The sequence below is a fragment of the Ktedonospora formicarum genome (assembly GCF_016587355.1).
Lineage (GTDB): Bacteria > Chloroflexota > Ktedonobacteria > Ktedonobacterales > Ktedonobacteraceae > Ktedonobacter > Ktedonobacter formicarum.
Genome location: NZ_BNJF01000004.1, coordinates 163,101 through 184,652, shown reverse-complemented (window position 1 = coordinate 184,652; position 21,552 = coordinate 163,101). Strand labels below are relative to the sequence as shown.

22 protein-coding genes and 4 pseudogenes are annotated in these 21,552 nt (G+C 52.5%); 13 read left to right on the top strand and 13 right to left on the bottom strand.

Going from position 1 to position 21,552, the window contains the following annotated elements; genetic code table 11:
* Positions 1 to 73: 73 nt before the first annotated feature.
* From K3T82_RS32375 to K3T82_RS32360, 4 genes and pseudogenes are all read right to left on the bottom strand, one after another.
* Positions 74 to 2,095, bottom strand: a complete 2,022-nt coding sequence (locus K3T82_RS32375) for a hypothetical protein (protein ID WP_220197666.1) — start codon at positions 2,093 to 2,095, stop codon at positions 74 to 76.
* A 1,006-nt stretch (positions 2,096 to 3,101) separates the two neighbouring features.
* Entirely contained in the window at positions 3,102 to 4,079 is a 978-nt protein-coding gene (locus tag K3T82_RS32370) for a DinB family protein (RefSeq protein ID WP_220197665.1), read from the bottom strand.
* A gap of 70 nt (positions 4,080 to 4,149) precedes the next feature.
* Positions 4,150 to 5,334, bottom strand: coding sequence for an IS256 family transposase (locus K3T82_RS32365; RefSeq protein WP_220197664.1), 1,185 nt, complete (start codon positions 5,332 to 5,334; stop codon positions 4,150 to 4,152).
* 120 nt (positions 5,335 to 5,454) lie between these two features.
* Positions 5,455 to 5,697, bottom strand: a pseudogene (locus K3T82_RS32360) (IS3 family transposase); the annotation flags it as partial.
* A gap of 256 nt (positions 5,698 to 5,953) precedes the next feature.
* On the opposite strand from K3T82_RS32360, the gene K3T82_RS32355 reads away from it, so the two are divergent.
* Entirely contained in the window at positions 5,954 to 7,171 is a 1,218-nt protein-coding gene (locus K3T82_RS32355; RefSeq protein WP_220197662.1) for an IS110 family RNA-guided transposase, read from the top strand.
* Between the two features lie 254 nt (positions 7,172 to 7,425).
* Here the strand turns inward: K3T82_RS32355 and K3T82_RS50925 are convergent.
* The 3 genes and pseudogenes from K3T82_RS50925 to K3T82_RS32345 all read right to left on the bottom strand — a co-directional run.
* Positions 7,426 to 7,544 (bottom strand): annotated as a pseudogene (locus tag K3T82_RS50925) (IS3 family transposase); the annotation flags it as partial.
* Between the two features lie 68 nt (positions 7,545 to 7,612).
* Positions 7,613 to 7,748 (bottom strand): annotated as a pseudogene (locus K3T82_RS50920) (transposase); the annotation flags it as partial.
* Between the two features lie 144 nt (positions 7,749 to 7,892).
* Positions 7,893 to 8,360 carry a DUF3592 domain-containing protein gene (locus K3T82_RS32345; protein WP_220197660.1) on the bottom strand — a complete coding sequence of 156 codons (468 nt, stop codon included), beginning with the start codon at positions 8,358 to 8,360 and terminating at the stop codon, positions 7,893 to 7,895.
* Positions 8,361 to 8,625: 265 nt separating this feature from the next.
* On the opposite strand from K3T82_RS32345, the gene K3T82_RS32340 reads away from it, so the two are divergent.
* The gene (locus K3T82_RS32340) at positions 8,626 to 9,300 is read left to right on the top strand and encodes a rolling circle replication-associated protein (protein WP_220197659.1); all 675 of its coding nucleotides are present in this window, start codon (positions 8,626 to 8,628) and stop codon (positions 9,298 to 9,300) included.
* Positions 9,290 to 9,640 carry a hypothetical protein gene (locus tag K3T82_RS32335; protein WP_220197658.1) on the top strand — a complete coding sequence of 117 codons (351 nt, stop codon included), beginning with the start codon at positions 9,290 to 9,292 and terminating at the stop codon, positions 9,638 to 9,640. The genes K3T82_RS32340 and K3T82_RS32335 overlap by 11 nt, the downstream gene beginning before the upstream one ends.
* A gap of 278 nt (positions 9,641 to 9,918) precedes the next feature.
* Here the strand turns inward: K3T82_RS32335 and K3T82_RS32330 are convergent, their stop codons facing one another.
* Positions 9,919 to 11,244: a transposase gene (locus K3T82_RS32330; protein ID WP_220197657.1), complete on the bottom strand. Its 1,326-nt coding sequence runs from the start codon at positions 11,242 to 11,244 to the stop codon at positions 9,919 to 9,921.
* Positions 11,210 to 11,584, bottom strand: a complete 375-nt coding sequence (locus K3T82_RS32325) for a transposase (protein WP_220196749.1) — start codon at positions 11,582 to 11,584, stop codon at positions 11,210 to 11,212. The genes K3T82_RS32330 and K3T82_RS32325 overlap by 35 nt, the downstream gene beginning before the upstream one ends.
* Before the next feature lie 235 nt (positions 11,585 to 11,819).
* Between K3T82_RS32325 and K3T82_RS48210 the strand changes: the two genes are divergently transcribed.
* The 3 genes from K3T82_RS48210 to K3T82_RS32315 all read left to right on the top strand — a co-directional run bounded on the left by K3T82_RS48210 (position 11,820) and on the right by K3T82_RS32315 (position 13,592).
* On the top strand, positions 11,820 to 12,137 hold the full coding sequence (locus K3T82_RS48210; protein WP_236031698.1) for a hypothetical protein: 318 nt from the start codon (positions 11,820 to 11,822) through the stop codon (positions 12,135 to 12,137).
* Between the two features lie 11 nt (positions 12,138 to 12,148).
* Entirely contained in the window at positions 12,149 to 12,439 is a 291-nt protein-coding gene (locus tag K3T82_RS48205; protein WP_236031696.1) for a hypothetical protein, read from the top strand.
* Positions 12,440 to 13,157: 718 nt separating this feature from the next.
* Positions 13,158 to 13,592, top strand: a complete 435-nt coding sequence (locus K3T82_RS32315; protein WP_220197656.1) for a hypothetical protein — start codon at positions 13,158 to 13,160, stop codon at positions 13,590 to 13,592.
* 308 nt (positions 13,593 to 13,900) lie between these two features.
* Here the strand turns inward: K3T82_RS32315 and K3T82_RS32310 are convergent, their stop codons facing one another.
* Entirely contained in the window at positions 13,901 to 14,554 is a 654-nt protein-coding gene (locus K3T82_RS32310) for an SDR family NAD(P)-dependent oxidoreductase (RefSeq protein WP_268886708.1), read from the bottom strand.
* 97 nt (positions 14,555 to 14,651) lie between these two features.
* On the opposite strand from K3T82_RS32310, the gene K3T82_RS32305 reads away from it, so the two are divergent.
* The 3 genes from K3T82_RS32305 to K3T82_RS32295 all read left to right on the top strand — a co-directional run bounded on the left by K3T82_RS32305 (position 14,652) and on the right by K3T82_RS32295 (position 15,663).
* Positions 14,652 to 14,930, top strand: coding sequence for a hypothetical protein (locus K3T82_RS32305; protein ID WP_220198375.1), 279 nt, complete (start codon positions 14,652 to 14,654; stop codon positions 14,928 to 14,930).
* Positions 14,923 to 15,225: a tyrosine-type recombinase/integrase gene (locus K3T82_RS50270; RefSeq protein ID WP_420799365.1), complete on the top strand. Its 303-nt coding sequence runs from the start codon at positions 14,923 to 14,925 to the stop codon at positions 15,223 to 15,225. The genes K3T82_RS32305 and K3T82_RS50270 overlap by 8 nt, the downstream gene beginning before the upstream one ends.
* 63 nt (positions 15,226 to 15,288) lie before the next feature.
* A complete protein-coding gene (locus tag K3T82_RS32295) occupies positions 15,289 to 15,663 on the top strand; it encodes a hypothetical protein (protein WP_220197654.1) in 375 nt (124 codons plus the stop codon).
* Between the two features lie 66 nt (positions 15,664 to 15,729).
* Here the strand turns inward: K3T82_RS32295 and K3T82_RS32290 are convergent, their stop codons facing one another.
* A complete protein-coding gene (locus K3T82_RS32290; protein ID WP_220197653.1) occupies positions 15,730 to 16,464 on the bottom strand; it encodes a DUF7873 family protein in 735 nt (244 codons plus the stop codon).
* A gap of 211 nt (positions 16,465 to 16,675) precedes the next feature.
* Here K3T82_RS32290 and K3T82_RS32285 point away from each other — a divergent pair, with 211 nt between their 5' ends.
* Positions 16,676 to 17,806: an RNA-guided endonuclease InsQ/TnpB family protein gene (locus K3T82_RS32285; RefSeq protein ID WP_220197652.1), complete on the top strand. Its 1,131-nt coding sequence runs from the start codon at positions 16,676 to 16,678 to the stop codon at positions 17,804 to 17,806.
* Here the strand turns inward: K3T82_RS32285 and K3T82_RS32280 are convergent.
* Together K3T82_RS32280 and K3T82_RS32275 are read right to left on the bottom strand one after the other, a co-directional pair.
* A complete protein-coding gene (locus K3T82_RS32280; protein ID WP_220197651.1) occupies positions 17,709 to 18,581 on the bottom strand; it encodes a class I SAM-dependent methyltransferase in 873 nt (290 codons plus the stop codon). The genes K3T82_RS32285 and K3T82_RS32280 overlap by 98 nt on opposite strands.
* A gap of 30 nt (positions 18,582 to 18,611) precedes the next feature.
* Complete coding sequence (locus tag K3T82_RS32275) at positions 18,612 to 19,064, bottom strand: OsmC family protein (RefSeq protein ID WP_220197650.1); 453 nt, start codon at positions 19,062 to 19,064, stop codon at positions 18,612 to 18,614.
* 229 nt (positions 19,065 to 19,293) lie between these two features.
* Here K3T82_RS32275 and K3T82_RS32270 point away from each other — a divergent pair.
* From K3T82_RS32270 to K3T82_RS32265, 3 genes and pseudogenes are all read left to right on the top strand, one after another.
* Positions 19,294 to 20,037 (top strand): annotated as a pseudogene (locus K3T82_RS32270) (RNA-guided endonuclease InsQ/TnpB family protein); the annotation flags it as partial.
* A complete protein-coding gene (locus K3T82_RS50265; protein ID WP_420799364.1) occupies positions 20,033 to 20,425 on the top strand; it encodes an RNA-guided endonuclease InsQ/TnpB family protein in 393 nt (130 codons plus the stop codon). The pseudogene K3T82_RS32270 and the gene K3T82_RS50265, both read left to right, overlap by 5 nt.
* A gap of 342 nt (positions 20,426 to 20,767) precedes the next feature.
* Positions 20,768 to 21,544: a hypothetical protein gene (locus tag K3T82_RS32265; RefSeq protein ID WP_220197648.1), complete on the top strand. Its 777-nt coding sequence runs from the start codon at positions 20,768 to 20,770 to the stop codon at positions 21,542 to 21,544.
* The last annotated feature ends 8 nt before the right edge of the window (positions 21,545 to 21,552 follow it).

Here is a 21,552-nt window from a genome sequence, read left to right as displayed (position 1 = left end):
CACAAGAAGCTGGCTTGATGTGATGCATCACATCAAGCCAGCTTCTTGTGTGTAGGTCAGGAGAAAATGTACATTATTGGGCGGTGAAGGGAGCCTTGCCGATGACATTGCCCCCCGCAATCAGCTCAACCTCATATGTTCGCCCACTGACGAGATTCGCCGGGGCGGTTACTGTCCTAGGAAATTGACAAGCCGAGGCCAGGAACTGTGAAGTCCCTGTCGTGGGATCATGCCAGACAATAGACGGTTGCAATTTAACACAGATGGTATTATTCCCATTGTTGCTAAAATTCGGAGATTGTACCGAGATACTGGTGCCAGTGCTTCCCGTGGTAGGCGTGATGATTAGCGGAACGTCAATGACCAGGGGAACCCTTACACTCACCGTACCATCCGATACAGAAACACTTGAAGGGCCTCCCATAATGTTCGATGGGATGGTCAATGAGCCTGTAAACGTTCCATCATCGGCTACGGTAGCAGTGCTCACAACACTCGTCGACCCTGCAAGTTGAATATTGACGGTAACATTTCCATTAAAGCTTCCACCGCTGATACTGACCGTATCTCCCACCAGAATGCTCGTTGGGTTGAGGGTGAAAGCGGGTTGTGGCTGCACTTGATAAGATGCCATAAACGTGTTGGTAGAAGCAATTGCTTCGATTGTGGCATCGCTGGTAAAAGGACTGCTCGGGGTCGTAAGGTCAAAAGTGAATGAGCCATCGGCGGCCGCCTGCACTGTTCCTACCTCGACCTGTCCAGCTTGCTGATAGTTCCAATAGAGCGCTATCTGTTCATTTGCTGGGAAGTTCTGACCACTGATGGTTCCAGAAGAGCCATAGGTGGCAGTACTGCTCTGATTGTTACTATCTGTACTGGCCCAGCTGATACCTGGCGCAAGAATATAGAAAAAGTTAGTCGCTTTCTCAGAACCGTCGCTGTTTGTTGCCTTGATATGATATTGTGGGCCAGGAGTCAGGCTGAGAGGAGCGACGAGATTGATCTGAAAGCTGCCATCAGTCGCAGTCGTCACGGAAACGCTGGTCGCTTTTTTCTGATCGACAATAAAGACATTCAGCGTTTCCCCAGCACGAAAACCGCCGCCAGATACCGCAATGGTAGCACCTGGATTGTTAAACACATTTACCTGGATGCCAGGTCCAACATTAATTGGTGCACTGACCTGCAATCCGCTGCTTTCGCCAGTAAATGTAAGGGTATACGAGCCAAGAGGGGCCGAGGGGATAAAGACTTCTCCATAACTTGGGCTCGCAAAGAGACCATAATTGTTCGTTTGAATCACGTCTATTTGTTGGCCGCCATTGGCATCCCAACTGATAGCAACATTTTCGTGACCCTGAAAGCCTTTGATCTGGAATTTTAGCAACTGCCCGCTACGAATGCCGCCTGCCGCAGTCACGGCAGGAGGCACTACGGTAAAAGTTGTTGTGGCCGTAGCTGGTTTCTGGCCTGAGCGCACAACTGTTATAGGGTATTTGCCAGGAGCAACATGTGTTGGCGTGGTAAATGGAAAACGGAAAAAGCCACTATAACTGTCGCTTGTGACTGTTCCGAGAAGCGTGCCTGTCGCATCCCCCCAGTAGACACTGACAGTTTCATTCAGCTGAAATCCCGATCCGGTTATTACAGTACTGGTTCCGGGGCCTCCCTGGTTAGAATGACCCACAGAGGTATCAAAGAAAATGGTTGGATTGAGGTTGATAGGCACATTTACAACCTCTTCATCAGGTTGGGAACCTTGGGCAAGGAGCATGTGCTGCCCCTGCGGGCCGGTCAGTGGTATCGTTACCGAGCCTGAGCAATTGCCATCGCTATCACAAGTGAGATTTCCCAAAGAGTAATTCAGTTGATCTAGAGAAATAAATACTGTGTCATTGGGCGCAAATCCCAGGCCAGTGATTGTGATTTTCTGCCTGGGATGTACAGTGTGAGCCGACACGCTAATGGTTGGGGTAACAGTGGCAGCAAGTACCTTCGACATCCCACTTTTTGTGAACGGAATGCCAGTTACGAACGCCACTACCAGGAAAGCGGCGACCAGCAAAAGCGCCGGGCGGCGCACCCATGTCTTCATCGCGTTTAACCTTCTTTTTAAGAAAACAGTGATACAAGATATTCAATAAAAATAGTCCCTAAATGGAAAGGGACAACAGGTACATAGACGTCTGTAAATTATGCTCATCAAATGGTTGAGTTTAGCATCACTTCTTATTGCCAAAATGGTTGTTTTTTCTCTCGAAACATTGAGATTTCTTAACAATGTCAAGGGGCGACCTGTGTGCGTTCAGAGCGCAAAAAGTGCGAGGCGGACGGAGTGATTGAAATGGATATCATCTATGGCGTACATAAATTTTTCTTTTATAGTGATTGAAGAGTCGCAGTAAACGAGCGGTAGCACAATAGACTATTGAAGATATAAGGCTTGTTGAGGCGCGTTCAAAAGAGGATGTGGAGCAAGCAAGATTGGAGAATTTGATCTAGGTGATACAGTAGTCACCCAAGGACGTTCTAATTGTTGAATGACAATTACGTTTTGAGGTGGTCCAGTGCAAACGCTAATATCTATACCTATCGATACTTTATCTCCCGCAAAGACTCGACTTAGCCGAAAAGAGATGCTTTCTGTTGCCGTTGTTTTGTTTTTAGCCACCGGGTTTCGGCTCCTACTCATCTTCTACAACTGGCCTGTGACTGATTCTGAAGAGGGAAAATCATTTTGTCACTTGAATGGAATTTACAGAATAAAATGGTCCTTTTGGCCGCCAAGGCTCTCTCCTGTATTCGCCCTAACCAGAGGACAAGAAGTGTACTTCAAACGATCTATGAAGATAAGCAATCTATTAGTATGTGGAGCAAAAAGGGACACCATCCCGATAATTGTGTAAGGATACAGAGAGTATTTCCAAATCGAGTAGCATGAGTTCTAGGTTGGGAATGCCCTCGGGAGAGTCTAAACGGAGAGGTACAGTAGCTCATGCTTCACCGAAAATCCCATTTTTGCAGGGTGTCTGTCATTTTCTGCAAATCGTATCGGAGGGCACTCACCTACAAGTTCGAAGCCCTCCAATCATTTGACGGCGTTAGCGATGATGGATCTTGCGGGTCTGGCGGATCTCGTCGAGGTGTGCAGTCGTATGCTCGATCTGGATGGTAATCATGTCGCTGAGCGTGGCTGTATGGCCCTCATCCTCTGTAGTAAACTTCCTCACGATGGAGTGATCCCAACTATTGGGCACAGAGCGTAGTAATTGGGTAATATGAGCCTGCACCGCACTGATGAGAGCCAGCGACGTCCCGATGGGTCGATGCTTGTAATCGAGCACCTCAACCCATTTTTCCTGGTCGTGGGGAGGTCGTACAAAGACGCTTCCCGGGCTCACCAGGACGGTTTCGATGGACATCAAGGACAACGAAGTGCTCAGAGCAAGATGATGGATGATCTGGCGAATCGACCATTCATTGGGGGCGCGCTCCAGATCGAGATCGGCTTCGGAGAGGCCGTCAAGCGCTGCTGCAATCTCGTCGCTGAGCCCCGCGTAGGCAGCTAGCATTGCTTCGGGTGAGCGTTTCACCGGGATGACGAAAGCGAAGTGATAGCCGTTGGGATCGGTCACCAGCAATTTGCGCTCACCACGCTCATTTTCCTCGACGCGTATATCGGTGAGCCCATCCTCGACCAGTCTAGCATGCTGCGTTTCAAACGTGTCAACAAAGAAGTCAAGGGTATCACCGGGCTTGAAGACTTGGCGGGGTTCATCGAGAAGGCTGTGCGGATCTTCAAGATGTGGGGAAGCAAGTAACACTAGATCATCATCGCTATCCCGTATGTAGGCTATTCCCGCATCTGGCTGAAACTCCACCAATTCGAAGTTCAGCAATGTGGTATAGAAAGCAATGCTTGTCTCCAGATCGTGGACGGTGAGGGCTACTCGTGCTTTGTTGGACATCTGTTTTGCCTTTCTTGACAGAGCGGGATTGAGAGACGAGAGGGAAATGGGTTTTCTCGCGTCGTTCAGTATACCACAGAGAAAACCATTGTTATACAGGACCGTCTGCAAACGCCACCTCCTCCCACACCAGCCTTTCCGGCTGGTTGCTTTGACATCGGCCGCAATGAGCGTTCAGCTTTTAGCCGACCGAAATCTTGGGCAGGTGAATATCTTGCATCACCGCCCAGACTATGGTCAGACAACTGGTTTCCGTGGTGAAAGCGTCAATCTGATCCGTGCGCTGCCGGACATTGCTAAAGAAACTTTCAATCGCATTGGTGCTGCGAATGTAGCGATGCATCACAGGTGGAAAAGCATAAAAGGTTAAAAGATGTTCCTTATCTTCGACCAAGCTGCGGATCGCTTCAGGATAACGCTTCTGGTATTTGGCTTGAAATGCCGCCAGATTGAGCAGCGCATCTTCTTTCTTCTCCTGTTTGAAAATTCCGGCTAATTGCGCGCTGACCTCTTTGCGCTCCCGATGGGGAATGGCATTGAGCACATTGCGTTGTTTATGCACCACACAGCGTTGTCGGGGAGTCGCGGTAAAGAGAGCGGAAACGGCAGCCAGGAGTCCTTCATGCCCATCGGTGACAATCAGGTCCATCTGTATCGCCCCACGGGTGCGCAGGTCTTGCATGAGGCAACTCCAGCCGTCTTTATCTTCCTGCGCACAGGCCCGCAAGGCCAACACCTCCTTGTTCCCTTCCAGATCTACGCCAAGTGCCGTTAAGATGATGGTTGAATCGGTTTGGGTTCCATGACGAACCGTAAAATGAATACCATCCAGGTAGAGGATGCGATAGTGGGCGAGGAGGGGGCGCTCTCGCCACACTTCATACTGCTCAGTCAGCGTTTGGTTGAGCCGACTGACCGCGCTGGCACTGGGAGCCACCCCCATGAGGGTTTGAGCCACCTCTCCGACTTTGTGCGTGCTTGCCCCACTGACAAACATTTGGGTCAGCGCCTCGGCTACCTCCGGTTCATAGCGGTTGTAGCGCTCGAACACCTCACTGTGAAATGCTCCCTCCCGATCTCTTGGCACCTTCAAATCCTCAATGCGTCCAGTTGAGGTGACGAGATCACGGGTGTAGTGACCATTGCGATAGCCTCGACGATTGGGGGTGATTTCTCCCCATGACGCTCCAATACATTGCTCCAGTTCTTCACGCATGACTTGTTCAATCAAGACTTGGACAGCACTCACAGCAAGATGCCGTAGATACTGACGAAAATCCTCCTGTTCTGGTAGGACGTTTGACGTGGACTCTGGCGTTGAAACCTCAGAGGCTGATGTGGTAGGCTTTCTCTTGGATACAGGCATAGTACCCTCCTTTTTGTGAAATGATCGAAGCATTCTAAAAGGAAACTCTATGCCTGTATTATCATCTCAAATACACCTCTTTGGAAGGTTTTTCCTTTACACAACTATCGGCATGGCGTCGGGACTGATGCCTTCGATGCCCATCTCGCGCATATGACGCTGAATAGCTTTCCGATTGACCAGCCAGCCATCCAGTCGTAACTGCTCTGTGATCTTGCGTGACCCATAGAACGGACATTGCGTGTAGATCTCATCAATGCGGTGCTTCAATCGGACTTCTTCTCGCGAAGGCGGCTGTGGTTGGTAGTAGATCGTTGACCGATTCACGCTCAATACGTCCGCCTGCACCCGCACTGAAAGCTCTTCACTTATCCATTAATATATTCACAGACCCTCTCGACAAAGGGTCGGAGCAAGCGGTAAACTTGCTCAGTGATCTATCGAACAGGGAAGACGAAAGCATCCTCTTCACATCAGGCTCGACCTATTGAGAAAGTCCTCGCTTCGTCTTCCGGTGTTCCTGGGTAAACCGATTATTAGGAGATCGTGCCTTGATTGAGCACCACAGGATAAGTACACGTTGCCCCCAGGAACGTTTGTCTTGAGAAGGGAGCCTTCTATGTTCTATGCAGGCATAGACTGGAGCGATACGCATCATGACGTTCTGGTCATCGATGAGACTGGTTGCCAGGTGAATGCCCCGCTTCGAGTCAGCCATTCACCCGATGGGTTGCAAAAGTTGCACCTGTTCCTGCAAACTATCACTGGCCCAGAAGGGAAGGAAAACATGGCTTGCGTTGTCGAAACCTCTTCTGGTCTGCTGGTCACTTTTTTGCTGGAGCATGGGTGGTCGGTGTATCCAGTTCATCCGACCACTGTTGATCGTCGTCGAGCAGCTTCGGGAGTCAAGACCGACGCGATTGATGCCTATTTGCTCGCCAAAACAGGGCGAGCTGATTTTGCCGAACTGCGCCGTCTGACTCCAGATAGTGCGAAGATTGCTGAGCTCAAAGCGCTCACCCGTGATCAGGATGCATTGGTCCAGATGCAAACTCGCTTGGTGAACCAACTCACCGCCTGTCTCAAGGCATACTACCCCGTGGCTTTGGATCTCTTCGCCAAGCTTCAGCAACGTTCGACGCTGCTCTTTTTGCAGACGTATCCCACTCTGCAAGCAGCTCAGGCGGCCTCGGAAGAGCAGATCACTATGGTCCTCAAACAAGCGGGTCATACCTCGGCAGCCAAAGTGGCCCCAAAGATCGTTGAGCGCCTGCATCAGCCCCAGTTGGTGGCGAGCGTCATTACCACGCGCACCAAATCGCGTCTGGCTCTGGCGTTGATCGCTCAACTGCTGCCTCTGGTGGAGCAGATCGCCGAGTATGAGAAAGTGATTGAAGACCTTTTTTTGAGTCACGCCGACAGCGAGATCTTTAGCAGCTTGCCTCGTGCTGGCAAACGTCTTGCACCTCGTCTGTTGGCAGAGGTCGGGGATGATCGAAAACGCTACGTTGATGCGACGAGCCTGCAAGCACTGGCCGGGACCTCTCCGGTGATTTTTCAGAGTGGGACGTATACCAGGATTCATCGACGCCACGCTTGTATCAAGCCATTGCGCAATGCTCTGCACCAATTTGCCTGGCAGACCACGCAAACCGAGGCTTGGGCACTGGAGTATTATCAGCGCAAGCGCAAGGAGGGAAAAAGTCACAGTGTTGCGGTACGCGCCCTCTCCAACGTCTGGGTCCGGCTGATCCATGCGATGTGGCTCAAGCAGGAGTGTTATCAAGCAGCTACCTTTGAACGTGCGCGCCTTGAACACGCTCGACGAGCTGCCTGAAGTTCTTATTGCTCTAAGCAGTTCAGACGTACTCATTTGAGGCGCGAAAAATCCCTTCGTTTTTTCGCTTTCAATCTGGCGTGCTTTCTTCAGACCACACAAGTGAAGCGGTGTCAAGGAAAACGCAGTGGCTTGACACCGGTGAGCGGTGTGGTACGCTTGTTTGCGCCTGATTGGAGCGTCTTGCTCTTTTCGGTCCTTCACTCACTTTCTCCTGATGGGCTTTCCCCTATTGACATAGGAGGAGATCTTTCTCGTTCGATCAAGTGCAACCGCTCATCTCGACTCAAATGCAATGCCAGATTTTTTTCAACCAGTTGAGTTGGGTTGTTAACCTTCCAATTTCTCCATACAGATCATTGAGGCGCTCTTCATATTCGGCCTGTATGGCTGCTTTCCCGTCTTTTTCCTCAAAGAGGCCGGCCATTCCTTCCACCACGATCGCTTTCCATCGCCTCAATTGCGTCGGATGCACCTCATATTCTGCGGCTATTTGGGCTATCGTTTTCTCTTCCTTCAATAGCTCCTGGACCACTCGCGCTTTAAAGCTGGCGGTATGTTGTCTTTTTGTGTTCATGTTCTGATTGTATCTTCCCCAGCCTCTTGTTTTGGTCTCGTTCTATGGGTCCATCATATGTATTGGACTTGAGTTTGTTCTTAATATTCTCTTGACCCTAATAAGGATAACTCACACAAGTAACGATTTGGAGATGAGCATCGCTCAGGATACTTTACCTCTGATTTTGCTTATTAAGCCGCGAAGACAGGAAAACAGATCACTCAGAACAAACAGCGAACCAACAGAGATACAGAACAGCCAAGCTAGCCCAGGATCAAGGCGGGCATCCTGTGGATTATTTGGATGATACTTCACGGTTACTGTTTTACCCTCATAGTACTCATACGAGCTTACCCCTGATTCAAATGTAACTTCCTGGCCTGCTAGGGTCTGAAAGCTTACCGTCGGAAAGCAATAGGTTTCACGATAAGGAGAATCCGACATCTTGTCACAATAGCTAATAATGCCCATCGTTGACACAGTGCCAGGTAAAAATCTTAATGTGTCCCATTCTATGAATACCCCTATTGCAATGATAATCAATCCAATAAATATTATCACGCACCTTCCTGCCAAAGGGCTCAAAGTAGGTGTTTTGGTGGACACTCGTGTACGAGCACGTTTCGCCATTTGGCTAATTTCCTCCATTTTTTGTTAAGGAACGTTCCCAGAGAAGCGTAGATCAATGTGACTCTTTGAACAATCTAAAGCACCAAAAAGACACTTGAAATAGTTATCTAAGTGGCTTCAGAATAAAACGTCGCCTGTTCAAACTGCCATAATCTTTGGGTGCAGCTTCTGTTCCTCGTAAATTGCATATTTCTCTCTTCAAACGTTTGATTAGCTCAAGTATACAACGCTTTTTGTGTGATGTGGTTAAGAGGAGGCGAAAACGATGAAGCGATTAGACAGTGTGTATACCCCGACTGTTGAGGAGCGGGTGGACTGGCATTTGGAGGATGGGATCGATACGCTGTATGCCTGCCCTGATGCCTGGGCGCTACGGCATCGGTTTATCCATCGGGAAACGAGTGAGGTGAGGCGTGCACGCTGTGATCGCTGGTCGTGCCTCTATTGTGGTCCAAGAAAGGTGGATATGTGGCGACAAGTGATTGCTGAGGCTGAACCAACATTGCATATCGTCTTGACGAAAGCAGGGAAAACGATGGAAGAGGCGTCGCGTGCGCTCACGACCTGGGTGCAGGCGTTGCGTCGAGGATCAAAGGGGCGTGGTCGTGGACATGTGGGTGCTCGGCCTGCGTTCCAGATTGAGTACCTAGGCGTCTCGGAAGAACATCAGAACTTTGAAGAGAACGGCTTCCACTGGCATCTGCTGGTCAAGGGAGCCGATTATATTCCTCATGAGCATCTGGTGGCGTGCTGGAAGCCAGCGACAAAGGGGCGTGCCTCGGTGGTATGGGTGAGTGCCATTCACAATACGCGTGCGATTGGGTATGCGACCAAGTACCTGACCAAAGACATCACGCGGGCGAAGAAGGGTCACAAGACGGTGGTTCGGGATGGGTTGGTCCTATGCGTGGGTGCGGGTGGAGGCGTTGATGGAGAGTAAGGCGCGTCGTATTCGCTATTCGCGTGGCTTCATTCCTGAGACGGTCAAAGAGATACGTGCGCGGTTGTTCACTCGGTCGGAAGAGAATGGGGATGCGGCGATGGAAGAAGCGGAGAGCGATGGAACGCTCTGGCCTGAGCTTGAAGGGAAGGAAGAGGGCGGCGACGAGAAGGGAGATGCATCTGAGGGCGAGGTCGAGGAGCAAGAGGTATCAGTCTGGAAGTTGGAAGAGGTAGCAGCGTTTACCAGAGAGAGGGAAGTCGCCTGTGAGGAGGGTTCATGGTCAGCCAAAAAGAGGAGAGACCCCGGAAATGGCCGATCCGTCGTATGCCATCCTTGACTCCTTCTTTTGAGGTGGAGAACGTCTTCACAGGCGGCTTGAGAGCAAAGGCTTTAACTGCCACCGTCCGTATTTTTTCGCCGTAATCCGGCACAACTACCGTCAGAACTACCGTCAATAAAAATGGTTCTCAAACCGCCTCATATCAGGGACGAGATGGATACCTATTTTTTGCAAAAGCAATGCTATTTAATCATCAGCAGGTCTCTTGCTAAACTACTCCATGTTGGCTTCAGTGGTAGAGCCACACTAGGATATTGTTGGCGAATTGGCAAAAGCTAGGCAGCCACCGCAGGCTTGGCAGAAGCAACCAGCTTGGCAAAACGAGAAACGGGTGTTGAAGCAGGTGGCTGGCCTTTCTGCCATTCAATCGCACGAAGGACATTCATAGCGGTCGCCGTGAAAAAAGCCTGAAGTCTCAATTTCTTGCTCCCAAGATAACGTGCCTGTCGCATCTCACAGGTGCGGACCGCTTGCGCAACCGTCCCTTCAATCCCAGCCCGTGTTGCATACAGTGTCCGAAACGCTTTTGTTTCCTGGCGTTGACGTGCCTCTCGTAACGCGGTGTAGCTTGCCTCATCTGGACGCAAAATCAGCACTTTCGCGGCCACTGGCGTGCATTGATCATGCAGAGGACAGCAGCGGCACCGCGAAAGAGGAAACCGCACACGAAGACTGGGCTTTCCATGTCGATCAGGAATGTGCCCCCAGTCACGGCTGGTATGTCCAGCAGGACACACCGCCTGTTTGGCTTGCCAATCAAGAAGAAATTGGCTCTGATCAAAACGCCCTGCTTCTTTTGAGGCCCATGATGTATCAGGCATGACAGGTCCAACAATGTCCACATGATAGCGTCTGTGGCTCTCTGCGAGCACCTCGGCATCGACATAGCCCATATCCATCAAGTGTTGATCTGGAAGCAGTTGCTGCTCATCGAGGCGAGAATGCAGTTCCCCAATGATGTCTCCATCGGCCCTGGTCGCGCTGGTGGACGTGACCTCGACGATCAGATGGGGAGCATCGGCTTCACAGGTCTCGGTAAAATGTACTTTGTACCCGTTCCAGGCCGTGCTTTTCTTACGGCTGTAGCGTGCCTCCACGTCATAAGGAGATGTGATCAGTAAAGCAGAGGGAGGGAGTTCTTTGTCCGCTCGCCAGGGCGTCTGGTCTTCATGGGCATGAAAGTGCTGAAGCCACACCCGTCTCAGTGTTTCAATGGCGTCAAGTTCCCCGAACCAGGGCATATGGCTTTGCGCGTAAATCATCTCCAAGAGCTGACGACCATCGGCCCCAATTGTTTCTGCCAGCTCCACTCGTTTCTTCTCGTCTTTAGGCAGGCGGAAATCGCTGAAGCGTTTCTCATAGCGCTGTGCCCACTGCGGGTCCATGTGCTCCAACAGCCACGTTGGCGCGACCTGGGAAAGCACATTGAGCGTGTGACGCATGGTCTCCCCAACGCATTCCAAGCGGCGGAGCGTGCGAATCGCAGCCAGCACATGCGTCGAATCGGTCCGTTGCTTGCCTCGCGTCTTGAGCCACCCCCGCCCACGGCACAGATCCAACAGGCGATCAAACAGGCGGCGTTCTGCACCATGAGCGAGCAACCGTCCTCGCGCATTCAGAAAGAACGGAGAAATCAAAACCGCTATCGGTCAATTCCAGGCTGAGCACATACTTCCAATCAATGCGGGTGCGCACAGCGTCAGCGGCTTGCCGGTCCGTGAGACCCTCTGCATATTGCATGAGCGTGACCAGGGCAAGGCGCCATGGGGCTTGGGCTGGTTGTCCGCGGCTGGGGAAGAGATCCTGAAAATCGGTATCCTCGTAAAGTGTTCCTAGCTCATCTCGCATCCGCAACCACACGTTGCCCTTGGGCAGGACGGCATGCGCAACACGGACGGTTTCTTCGGGGAGAGCTGGAATTGGCTGGGGATGCATGGACATGGATTCCCTCCTGGTTGTCTCAACGCTTCGCTTCTCGTTCTTGTTCAGTATCTCATATTTCCTTCCCATCACGCTCAGACAATTCGCCAACAATATCACTAGCTGGTGAAAAAGTCAGGAGAGCTTGAAAAAGCAAGCGTCCATTGGCATGCTGTAGTCTCTGCAAACAAGCTCAGGGCCAATGGACACATCGAAACAATTTTGCCCAAACTCGATGTGTTGCGCAAGAGGCAAAATGGGAGAGGGCAATATCACGATCCATGATCGCAAGCGGCAACGCTATCGGTGTAAGATCTGCAGACAGACATTCAATGCGAAATGTGGAACCATGTTCGAGGGCTTACGCAAACCAATGGAGGTCATTGTCATTGTGGTGACCCTGCTCTCCTATGGATGCCCGGTTCAAGCCATTGTCCATGCGTTTGATCTGGATGAGCGAACGTCGCCAGTTGGCGAGATCGCGCAGGGACCCATTGTGAACAGGTCCATCATGCATTGGTTGAAGCCGGAAAACTGGATCTGGTCCATGTGCAGGCAGACGAGCTTCGGGTGAAGGGGCGGAACATGATCGCATGGATGGGTTTGGCCATGATGGTTTCCACTCGGCTCTGGTTGGCTGGAACAGTGCGTGCGAGCCGAGACAGAAGGCTTGCGGATGCGTTGATGCAGCAGGTGCGCCGATCGGCCCAGACGCTGCGCCCCTTGCTCGTTTTGACGGATGGTTGGGTGGCGTATGTGCGCCGTGTCGGCGCTTCTGAAATTCCCGTGAGACACGGGAGAGGGAGAGAGCAAGAACCTCTAGGACAAGAGCTTACCCGGAGAGGAAACTCAATGGCGACTGTAGCATGCTCATAAAGCGGAGAACGAGAGAAGACATGTATCACGTTGCTCTGCAAGTCCTGTGTGCACGGTGAAACTGGACAATTGTTGAACCCAAGTTCCTGTACGATGATGCCCACATCCGCCATTCCATGTCAACATGGCGACGCCGGGACACGCATTTTGGGTATGCGAATGCGCAATGCTCTCTCCGGCGAGTAGCAGGTAATGAACCTGAAAGGGAACAAACGGGCACCTAAACACACTCAACGTTTCAGAAGCGCAAAAGCGGGTCTTATGCTCTACCACCAGTTAGCGTGGCTCTACCTTCCTTTGTAGCTTGTTGGTTTTTGTATTCTCCAAGGAAAACTCTTCTTTTTCACCCCTTTCTTAGAATTGGAAAGCCCTGCCCTGTACGCGTTATCTCTTGACGCATCCCCTTCCTCGGCGTAATATAGAGGCATCAACATCTCCCCGTACCCATTGCCACCGCGTTTTCGCTCTCGCCAGACGGATGAGATCGCAGAATTCGCGAGCATGTGGTATTGGGACGACAGGGTATAGATCGCGATTGGTTGCAAGGAGTTCTAGCAGACAGAGGTTCATTTCTTTCTTCAGGGAAAAGCGCGTGAATCGAAGGTCTCAACCCCGTTGCATCTCAGAAGATGTAGCGGGATCCTGATAGTCGATCCACGACGACAACCGACCCCTCTCTAAACAGAGGGTAGACAGGTACCTGGAAGGAAGTGGCGCTATGCTCAAACCTTCGGATGTGCGCGATGATGATCGCACGCGTGAAGCCGCGGGCGAGGACGCTCAGACGTTGAGGGCCGAGTCCAACCAGGTTCTCGACTCCGTGCCGCTCAGGGACGCCGCTACGTACGCCGAGGCGGCGGTGAGGGCACTCGCGAGCGGGAACGTGCGCATGGCCAGGAGTGCGTTGGTGGAGCGGGATAAGTGCCTCGCCCGCATCTCCGTCAACTACCTTGAGGGGATGGCCGCTCAGGTGCAGAAGGCCCTGGAGGATCAACCCAACCCCAAAGCTGTGCCCTCCTTCAAACGCGCGGCGGACCATTACAAGCGCGCTGCGAACGCGGCGGGGCGCGGAGAACGGTTTAAGGCCGCCAGGGAGGCGCTATGGGGGGACCTGGAGTTCTCCGGAGCCCGCAGGAGGAACCGCCGCGACTGATCGCGACCCTGTGAGGAGCCGGGAACCGCCACAGGGGCGGTTCCCGGCTCCGCTCACTTTCCCTCTGGGCGAGAGCTCACTTCCGTTATCCGAAACTTACCCAAATGTGGACAAGCCATATTTCGCGTTCGGTTCCTGCTTCAACGAACAACGTGCCTGGATCTACCGGGTCTTACAGGATCTCCACAGGCGTGAAATCAGGTGTAACTCACCGTACGAGGAGTAACTATAGCAGAAACGAGGTACGAACGCAAGAGCAATAGATGTCAACGGAAAGAGATATTTGTCTGCTCTTCAAGAAACTTGTTTTAACCCCTCTTTAATACTGGATTCTTCTTATCCCGTGGCGCGAAGGTTAGAGTTCTTGAACTCCGGCTTAGATCTGGCCCAGGCCGCCGTCGATGGCGATCTCGCCGCCCGTCATATAGGACGAGTTTGGAGGAGGCGAGGAAGAGGACCGCTCGCGCGACCTCCTCGGGCTGTCCCCAGCGTTTCATGGGTACGGTCTCCGCGACATAGGAATTGACCGCTTCCAGCATTGCATAGGTGTCCTGGTTGGCTGTGAGCGGGGTATAGATCGCACCAGGGCTGACGACATTGACGCGAATGCCCCGACTCAAGACGTCTTCGTCCGCCGCCAGAGTGCGTGCCAGGCTCCGTACCGCCGCTTTGCTTGCGGTGTAGAGCGGGTCGCCGGGTCGCCCACGCTCATGCGCGACCGAACTGGTGAAGATGACCGAAGCGTCCTGGGCGAGCCAGGGGAGCGCCTGGGTAAAGGTAAAGAAGACGCCTTTGACGTTGATGCCCATGATATGATCGAAGAAGGCATCGTCCGTCTCCTGAATGGGCGGGCACTCCGAGATACCGGCATTGGCGAAGAGAATATCGATCTGCCCGAAGTGGTCGCCTATTTGCCGCATGGCCCGCTGGATATCATCCAGGCGCGAGACGTCCGCGCGGATGGCGAGGGTAAATAACAGCTAAACAAAACATTAACTTTTGATGACATTATGCTATTCTCTCCCTATGAGATTAAGTCAGTATGCAAAACAGATGGGAGTGAGCTATAAGACCGCTTTCCGTTGGTGGAAGGCTGGTAAGCTTGATGCCTATCAATTGGATACAGGAACCGTCATTGTTCGTGAGCCAGACTCGCCAATTCAGGCGAAAGGTGTTGCGCTCTACGCTCGTGTGTCCTCTGCCGATCAAAAAGAGGATTTAGAGCGACAAATGCAACGGCACGACTGGTCTATCAGGATTGAAGGATGTAGAGGGGCACGTCTTCACTGGTATCAAAGGTGGGCGTTTAAACGCTCGATATACTCTGAGGATGTATGATAGGCTGCTGCAAAAGGCTGACCTCCCTCATATTAGAATACACGATCTGCGTCATAGCTACTCAACATTGATGGTGGCAATGAAGGTACATGGGAAAGTGGTGCAGGAGATACTTGGTCATAGCGATTATCGATTGACGATGAATGTCTATGCACAGGTAGATCTGGCGATGCAAGAGGAACCTGCACGGCTCTTAGATGAGTTCTTTGAGAAAGTAAGCCTACACCAATGGAAGAGGACGAAAAAAGCTAATTGGTGTCTGGATTGGTGTCAACTCAGGGGGGATAGCTCTTGACCGAGAAATCAAGTCGCCTGTGAAGATGTTTCATGGGCGGCTTAAAGAGGAGAGACCCCGGAAATGGCCGATCCGGGGCCTCAAATGTATCGCCCAATTGCGCACCCCAACACGTTTAAGTCGCGGGCTCATTCTTATATCGCCTGTTCTTCTATTGAACTACCGCTCAATGGTGATTCAATGATAACGAGAATGGCTGAGCGGGCCAGAATTGCACTAGCATCCGACGATTACCGGCCTCGACCCTTGATTTGGAGTTCGGCGATGAATGCTGAAGCTGGAGTGATAATCTCAATTTCAGGTGATGCCAAACGCTGCCTCTGCCAACTGGGCTACCCCGCCTCGAAGTGGTGGGGGCAGGACTTGAACCTGCGCTTACACGTTGCCATCACATCGGTGAATGTGAGTTTCAATCTCAGTTTGCACTCCGGTATCTAGTGTATAGCAAGTCGCGAGAATGCGCAAGCCCCTATTTCGTCAAATGGGGGCTTGCTAGAGGCCGCTTTAGGAGAAGAGGTAGTTGAAGACCTTGTCCCCAACCTTCTCTTCGGTGACTTCTATGTTGTTGGCTTCCTCACGGGCGAATTTGACTGCTTCCTGAAGCTTCTCAACGCGCGCGAGCAGTTCGTTGATGCGACTGGCTGGCAGCGCGCCGGAAAATTTGACCGTTCGCCAGTAGCCTACAACGATATCTTCATAGTAGACCTCGACCTGGGCGGGGTGCTTTTCGGTTGCTTCCGCTTTGACGTGGTTGCGCGGTACCTTCTTGGTACGAGTCGTCTGTAAGGGCTCGGAAGCCCAGGTGTCCGTCGAAGAGTCGAAGTTCCAGAACTCAGAGGCGTCAAGGATGGGTAGCTTCTTGATAAAGGTGTGCAGGTCGACCAGTTGTTTTTCAAGGAAGAGCAAGTAGGTAGCTGGTACCTGTGCGAGCAAGGTGGTGCCATCTACGACGACGTCAGCCCGAGCCTGACAGTTCGCCCAGTCCTTTGTCGCGGTGACGTCGAAGAGTTTTGTCAGGGTCTCAATGGTCTGACGGATGATCGCTTCAGCTTTGATCTGGACACGAGTGGATTCGGGTGGCAGTTGCTCGCCCTCTTCGTCTTTGGGGCGATAGGTTCGAGAGATACCTGAGAGGATCGCGGGCTTTTGTAGCGCCTGGTGTGCCTCGGTCAACTCCTGAAAGCTTCTGCTCTTGGTTCCTTTTTCGATGGCGATGATCTGGTTGAGTTTGGTTGCCATGTATATCCCCCTTATGAATCTGCTGTTGAGTCTAATGCTTTCCAGTATAGTGGGGCATGTCAATATAGACTCTTGTAATTTAGGGGCTATAGTTAGTTTTATATTATTGAGACAGATGTAGGCAAATAGAGACATCTATCCGACCTTGCCAAAGCTGTGGTTTTCTGGTATATTTGTTCTACTTACGATAAAGAGGGAGGAAGCGCAACCGATGGTCCGTGGGTATCGGGGAGAACTTGACCTCAATAACGCGCAGAAGACGCGCTGCCGCAAACATGCTGGAGCCGCTCGTTGGGCGTACAATTATGGCCTTCGCCGCAAACAAGAGACCTACAAAGCTGGGCAGAAAACGCCCACCGCCATCGATCTGCATCGCGAGATCAATGCCCTCAAACCCTCTGAGCCCTGGATGTACGCTGTGTCGAAATGTGCTTTTCAAGAAGGATTACGTGACCTGGATGCCGCCTTCAAGCACTTCTTTCGCAAGTGCCGCCTCAAAAAAGAGGGCACCTGGAAAGGAAAGTGTGGCTATCCCCGCTACAAAAGCCGGAAGAAAGCCATCGGTGGCGCTCGCTTCACCGGGAGCATTCGGGTGTTTCCTGATGCCATCCAGTTGCCTCGGTTGGGAAGGCTCCGACTCAAAGAGCACGGCTATTTCCCTCTCAATGGCAAGATCAGCAGTGCCACCATCCATGAGCAAGCAGGCAGATGGTTTGTCTCCATCTGTGTCCACGAGGAAGCGAAAGCACCCCAGCCAGCCGCAGGTGACGTCATTGGAGTGGATCTGGGAATCAAACGACTGGCAACTCTCTCAGATGGACGTACCTTCGAGAATCTCAAGGCGCTACGCAAGAAGATCACGGCGTTAAAGCGCACGTCGCGACACCATGGCCGCAAGGTCAAAGGATCACGCAATCGCCAGAAAGCCAAGCAGCGCCTCTCGCGAATGCATGCCCGGATCGCCAATGTGCGCAACGATGCCTTGCACCAAGCGACCGCTCAGATCGTGGCGAGAACCAAGCCCGATGCCGAGCGGCCGCGTGTGATTGTGCTCGAGGATTTACACATTGCAGGCATGCTCAAGAACCGCCAGTTGGCCCGAGCCATTGCCGATGTAGGCATGTACGAGTTCAAGCGGCAGATCCTCTACAAAGCCGAACAGGCAGGGGTGCAGGTGCTGCTGGCCTCGCGCTGGGAACCCTCCTCAAAAACCTGTTCGTGGTGTGGCTGGGTCAATGAGGCACTCACGCTTTCGGATCGGGTCTTTGTCTGCCTGGAGTGTGGAAGCGTACAAGACCGAGATGCCAATGCCGCCAGGAATCTTGCGGCATTGGCACAATAAACATGGCGTACCGCAAGTTCTGCGGGAAGTGACGCCTGTGGAGCAGGTGTAAGACGAGCGAAAGGCTTGCTGTCTGCAGTGAAGCAGGAACCGAACATTGTGTATAGCCTGTCTCTATATGGGTAAGTTTCGGAGAACGGCGTTTGCGTGCGAAGATGTAGACACGCTCCGTCTGTACCTCTATCTCAGGGTAGGGGGGCCTGGCGATGCTCTCCTCTATATCAAAGCCAGAGTCCTGTAGATCGCCTTCCATTACGTCGCGCTCGAAGAAGAAACCATCGATGAGATCAGAATAGCCCCACCAATCTGCAGGATTGATGTTCTGTCCCTGGTGGAAGGCGAGTAGGAGCAAGCCGCGCGGTTGAAGAACGCGGCAGATTTCATGCAGGGTGGAGACAGCATTTTGGCTGGAAAGGCGATTAAGGGTGGAGTAGAAGTCTACGACACCGCCCAGGCTGTTATCCTCGATGTCGAGTGTGATTATATCTCCCAGGCGGAATTCGATGTCGGGGCTGGCCTGTCGTGCCAGTGCGATATTGCGTGACGAGGGATCGATTCCGTAGATAGAGGTGCCGAGTTGATAGAGATAGCGGGTGACATCTCCAATTCCGCAGCCCAGATCACACGTGGGGCCGTCTACCTCACGGGCGAAGCGGGCGAGTAGTTCTCGATCAAGAGGTTTGGACGTTATCATATTCGCCATGATGCGTGTCACAAATTCGTCATAGCTTTGATTATAGGTTGGCTGGACATTTGAGGTATCTGGCTGATCCATGTATACACTCTCATCGGTTTTAGAGGGGCGTCAGTGTTCTGCTGGTAACGTGGCGCTTTCCTCGGTTGAGACTTCGCGAATCTGGAAGGTGTGTGTGATGGAGGCGCTCTTCCCAAGCATGATGTTTACACCGCAGAACTGGGTGGTGTCGAGGGTTATGGCGCGTTGAATGCTTTCCGGGCGCAGGTTGGTACCTGTGAAGATATGCTCGACGGTGATGCTGGTAAAGACCTTGGGGTGCTCATCTGCGCGCTCGCCGTGGACCTGGATCTCGTAACTGGTTACATCCTGGCGCATCTTGCGCAAAATAGAAAGGATGCCGATCCCCGCACAGCCTGCCAGCGTTGAGAGCAGCGTCTCCATCGGGCTAGGTCCCTGGTCATCCTCGTTTGAGCTGAGGATAATGCGATGCTGGCTGCCAGAATCGATAGCGAATGTGCTTCCCCCCATATTCGTTGCGCGAACCGAGAGTGGTGCGGTCATGCCGTATGCCTCCTTTATAGAGATGACTGATGTTATTCATACAACAGGGGCGCGTGTGCTGTCAATAGAGGAGTGAGAGGTGATGCCAGTAGTAGGTAAGAGGGCTATAGTTAGTTTTATATTATTGAGACAGATGTAGGCAAAGAGTGACATCTATCCCACCTTGCCAAAGCTGTGGTTTTCTGGTATATTTGTTCTACTTACGATAAAGAGGGAGGAAGCGCAACCGATGATCCGTGGGTATCGGGGAGAACTTGACCTCAATAACGCGCAAAAGACGCGCTGCCGCAAACATGCTGGAGCCGCTCGCTGGGCATACAATTATGGTCTTCGTCGCAAACAAGAGACCTACAAAGCTGGGCAGAAAACGCCCACCGCCATCGATCTGCATCGCGAGATCAATGCCCTCAAACCCTCTGAGCCCTGGATGTACGCTGTGTCGAAATGTGCTTTTCAAGAAGGATTACGTGACCTGGATGCCGCCTTCAAGCACTTCTTTCGCAAGTGCCGCCTCAAAAAAGAGGGCACCTGGAAAGGAAAGTGTGGCTATCCCCGCTACAAAAGCCGGAAGAAAGCCATCGGTGGCGCTCGCTTCACCGGGAGCATTCGGGTGTCTGCGGGTGCCATCCAGTTGCCTCGGTTGGGAAGGCTCCGACTCAAAGAGCACGGCTATTTCCCTCTCAATGGCAAGATTAGCAGTGCCACCATCCATGAGCAAGCAGGCAGATGGTTTGTCTCCATCTGTGTCCACGAGGAAGCGAAAGACCCCCAGCCAGCCACAGGTGACGTCATTGGCGTTGACCTTGGCGTGAAGACCCTGGCGACCCTCTCTGATGGACGCACCTTCGAGAATCCCAAGGCGTTGCGCAAGAAGATCACGGCGTTAAAGCGCACGTCGCGACACCATAGCCGCAAGGTCAAAGGATCACGCAATCGCCAGAAAGCCAAGCAGCGCCTCTCGCGAATGCATGCACGGATCGCCAACGTACGCAACGATGCCTTGCACCAAGCGACCGCTCAGATCGTGGCGAGAACCCGCGCCCGATGCCGAGCGGCCGCGTGTAATTGTGCTCGAGGATTTGAACATTGCAGGCATGCTCAAGAACCGCCGGTTGTCCCGAGCCATCGCCGATGTGGGCATGTACGAGTTCAAGCGGCAGATCCTCTACAAAGCCGAACAGGCAGGGGTGCAGGTGCTGCTGGCCTCGCGCTGGGAGCCCTCCTCAAAAACCTGTTCGTGTTGTGGCTGGGTCAATGAGGCGCTCACGCTTTCGGATCGGGTCTTTGTCTGCCTGGAGTGTGGAAGCGTGCAAGACCGAGATGCCAATGCCGCCAGGAATCTTGCGGCATTGGCACAATAAACATGGCGTACCGCAAGTTCTGCGGGAAGTGACGCCTGTGGAGCAGGTGTAAGACGAGCGAAAGGCTTGCTCTCTGCAGTGAAGCAGGAACCGAACATTGTGTATAGCCTGTCTCTATATGGGTAAGTTTCGGAGAACGGTGGCACCGCGCTTGCAATGCCAGTTGGTGTAGGGTGAGAGCTTCCTCTGGTCAAAAGTGGCGACTTGTGCTATGCTTATTTCAAGGACAATTATAAGTGGATTCACGTCCTCAAGGATGGTATACTACCGGCGCGCATCCAGTGAGTATCTTCATCTGGAAAGTGGACGGTAGCAAACACTGAGAGGAAAAGAGGGATTATAATGGATAGTTCTCTTCACAGTGCTAGCCTCACAGCAGGCGAGTTGAATCAGCATTCTGTTGCCGATGAGGCTGCGGAGGTTGAGAGCGCGGAGGAAGAGCATCATATTCACCTGCCCAATCCCAGCCTGTGGCCGTTAGTGCTCAGTGCGGCTATTCTGGTCACGGTCGCGGGATTGCTGGGTCTTCCTGATAGTGCTTTATTGACGTATATCGGCGCGCCATTCGTGGTGGTTGGTATTATGGGCTGGGCGCTGGAAGATCCAATGGTGGCACGCAAGGAGCGCTATAAAGTCTTTGATGCGAATGCTCGTTTCCAGATAGGCCAGGAGGTTCTGGACAGGAATGGGCAGTGGCTCGGGACTGTACAGGCGCGTTTTGGTCAGTATTTCCTGGCCGAGCGCGGTGATGTGGTTGCTCAGGTGCTCTATGTACCGTATTCTGCTGTTGAGGAGATTATCAAGGGAAGCATTGTACGCTTGAATATCAGCGAGGATACTCTGCTGGATCGCGGCCTCGATGTGGTTCCTGATGATCTCTATGACGATGCGGACGATACGGCGCTGCCTTCCCTGAAAGGGGTTCCCATGTTTGGGCAGAGCACGCTCTCTCCAGCGCAGACGGGACACTATAACTATGGTCCGAACTATCCTGGTATCAATACCGATGCCAGTGGTTCGTTCCATCATGATGAGGTGACCCCAACTCCGCAGAAGTTTGTCGGCGAGCGCCGCAAGGTCGTTACACGCGGACGAAGGCCCGCTGCTCTTCACGCCTAGAGTCAGAA

Excerpts from the sequence above, each read along its gene's own strand:
- K3T82_RS32355 (WP_220197662.1), top strand. The coding sequence starts at position 5,954 with ATGTTCTATGCAGGCATAGACTGGAGCGATACGCATCATGACGTTCTG.
- K3T82_RS32325 (WP_220196749.1), bottom strand. The coding sequence starts at position 11,584 with ATGTCCATGCATCCCCAGCCAATTCCAGCTCTCCCCGAAGAAACCGTC.
- K3T82_RS32345 (WP_220197660.1), bottom strand. The coding sequence starts at position 8,360 with ATGGCGAAACGTGCTCGTACACGAGTGTCCACCAAAACACCTACTTTG.
- K3T82_RS32265 (WP_220197648.1), top strand. The coding sequence starts at position 20,768 with ATGGATAGTTCTCTTCACAGTGCTAGCCTCACAGCAGGCGAGTTGAAT.
- K3T82_RS32365 (WP_220197664.1), bottom strand. The coding sequence starts at position 5,334 with ATGCCTGTATCCAAGAGAAAGCCTACCACATCAGCCTCTGAGGTTTCA.
- K3T82_RS32340 (WP_220197659.1), top strand. The coding sequence starts at position 8,626 with ATGAAGCGATTAGACAGTGTGTATACCCCGACTGTTGAGGAGCGGGTG.
- K3T82_RS50270 (WP_420799365.1), top strand. The coding sequence starts at position 14,923 with ATGTATGATAGGCTGCTGCAAAAGGCTGACCTCCCTCATATTAGAATA.
- K3T82_RS32290 (WP_220197653.1), bottom strand. The coding sequence starts at position 16,464 with ATGGCAACCAAACTCAACCAGATCATCGCCATCGAAAAAGGAACCAAG.
- K3T82_RS32335 (WP_220197658.1), top strand. The coding sequence starts at position 9,290 with ATGGAGAGTAAGGCGCGTCGTATTCGCTATTCGCGTGGCTTCATTCCT.
- K3T82_RS32295 (WP_220197654.1), top strand. The coding sequence starts at position 15,289 with ATGGCCGATCCGGGGCCTCAAATGTATCGCCCAATTGCGCACCCCAAC.
- K3T82_RS32375 (WP_220197666.1), bottom strand. The coding sequence starts at position 2,095 with ATGAAGACATGGGTGCGCCGCCCGGCGCTTTTGCTGGTCGCCGCTTTC.
- K3T82_RS32280 (WP_220197651.1), bottom strand. The coding sequence starts at position 18,581 with ATGGATCAGCCAGATACCTCAAATGTCCAGCCAACCTATAATCAAAGC.
- K3T82_RS48205 (WP_236031696.1), top strand. The coding sequence starts at position 12,149 with ATGATCGCATGGATGGGTTTGGCCATGATGGTTTCCACTCGGCTCTGG.
- K3T82_RS48210 (WP_236031698.1), top strand. The coding sequence starts at position 11,820 with ATGGGAGAGGGCAATATCACGATCCATGATCGCAAGCGGCAACGCTAT.
- K3T82_RS32275 (WP_220197650.1), bottom strand. The coding sequence starts at position 19,064 with ATGACCGCACCACTCTCGGTTCGCGCAACGAATATGGGGGGAAGCACA.
- K3T82_RS32285 (WP_220197652.1), top strand. The coding sequence starts at position 16,676 with ATGGTCCGTGGGTATCGGGGAGAACTTGACCTCAATAACGCGCAGAAG.
- K3T82_RS32315 (WP_220197656.1), top strand. The coding sequence starts at position 13,158 with ATGCTCAAACCTTCGGATGTGCGCGATGATGATCGCACGCGTGAAGCC.
- K3T82_RS50265 (WP_420799364.1), top strand. The coding sequence starts at position 20,033 with ATGCACGGATCGCCAACGTACGCAACGATGCCTTGCACCAAGCGACCG.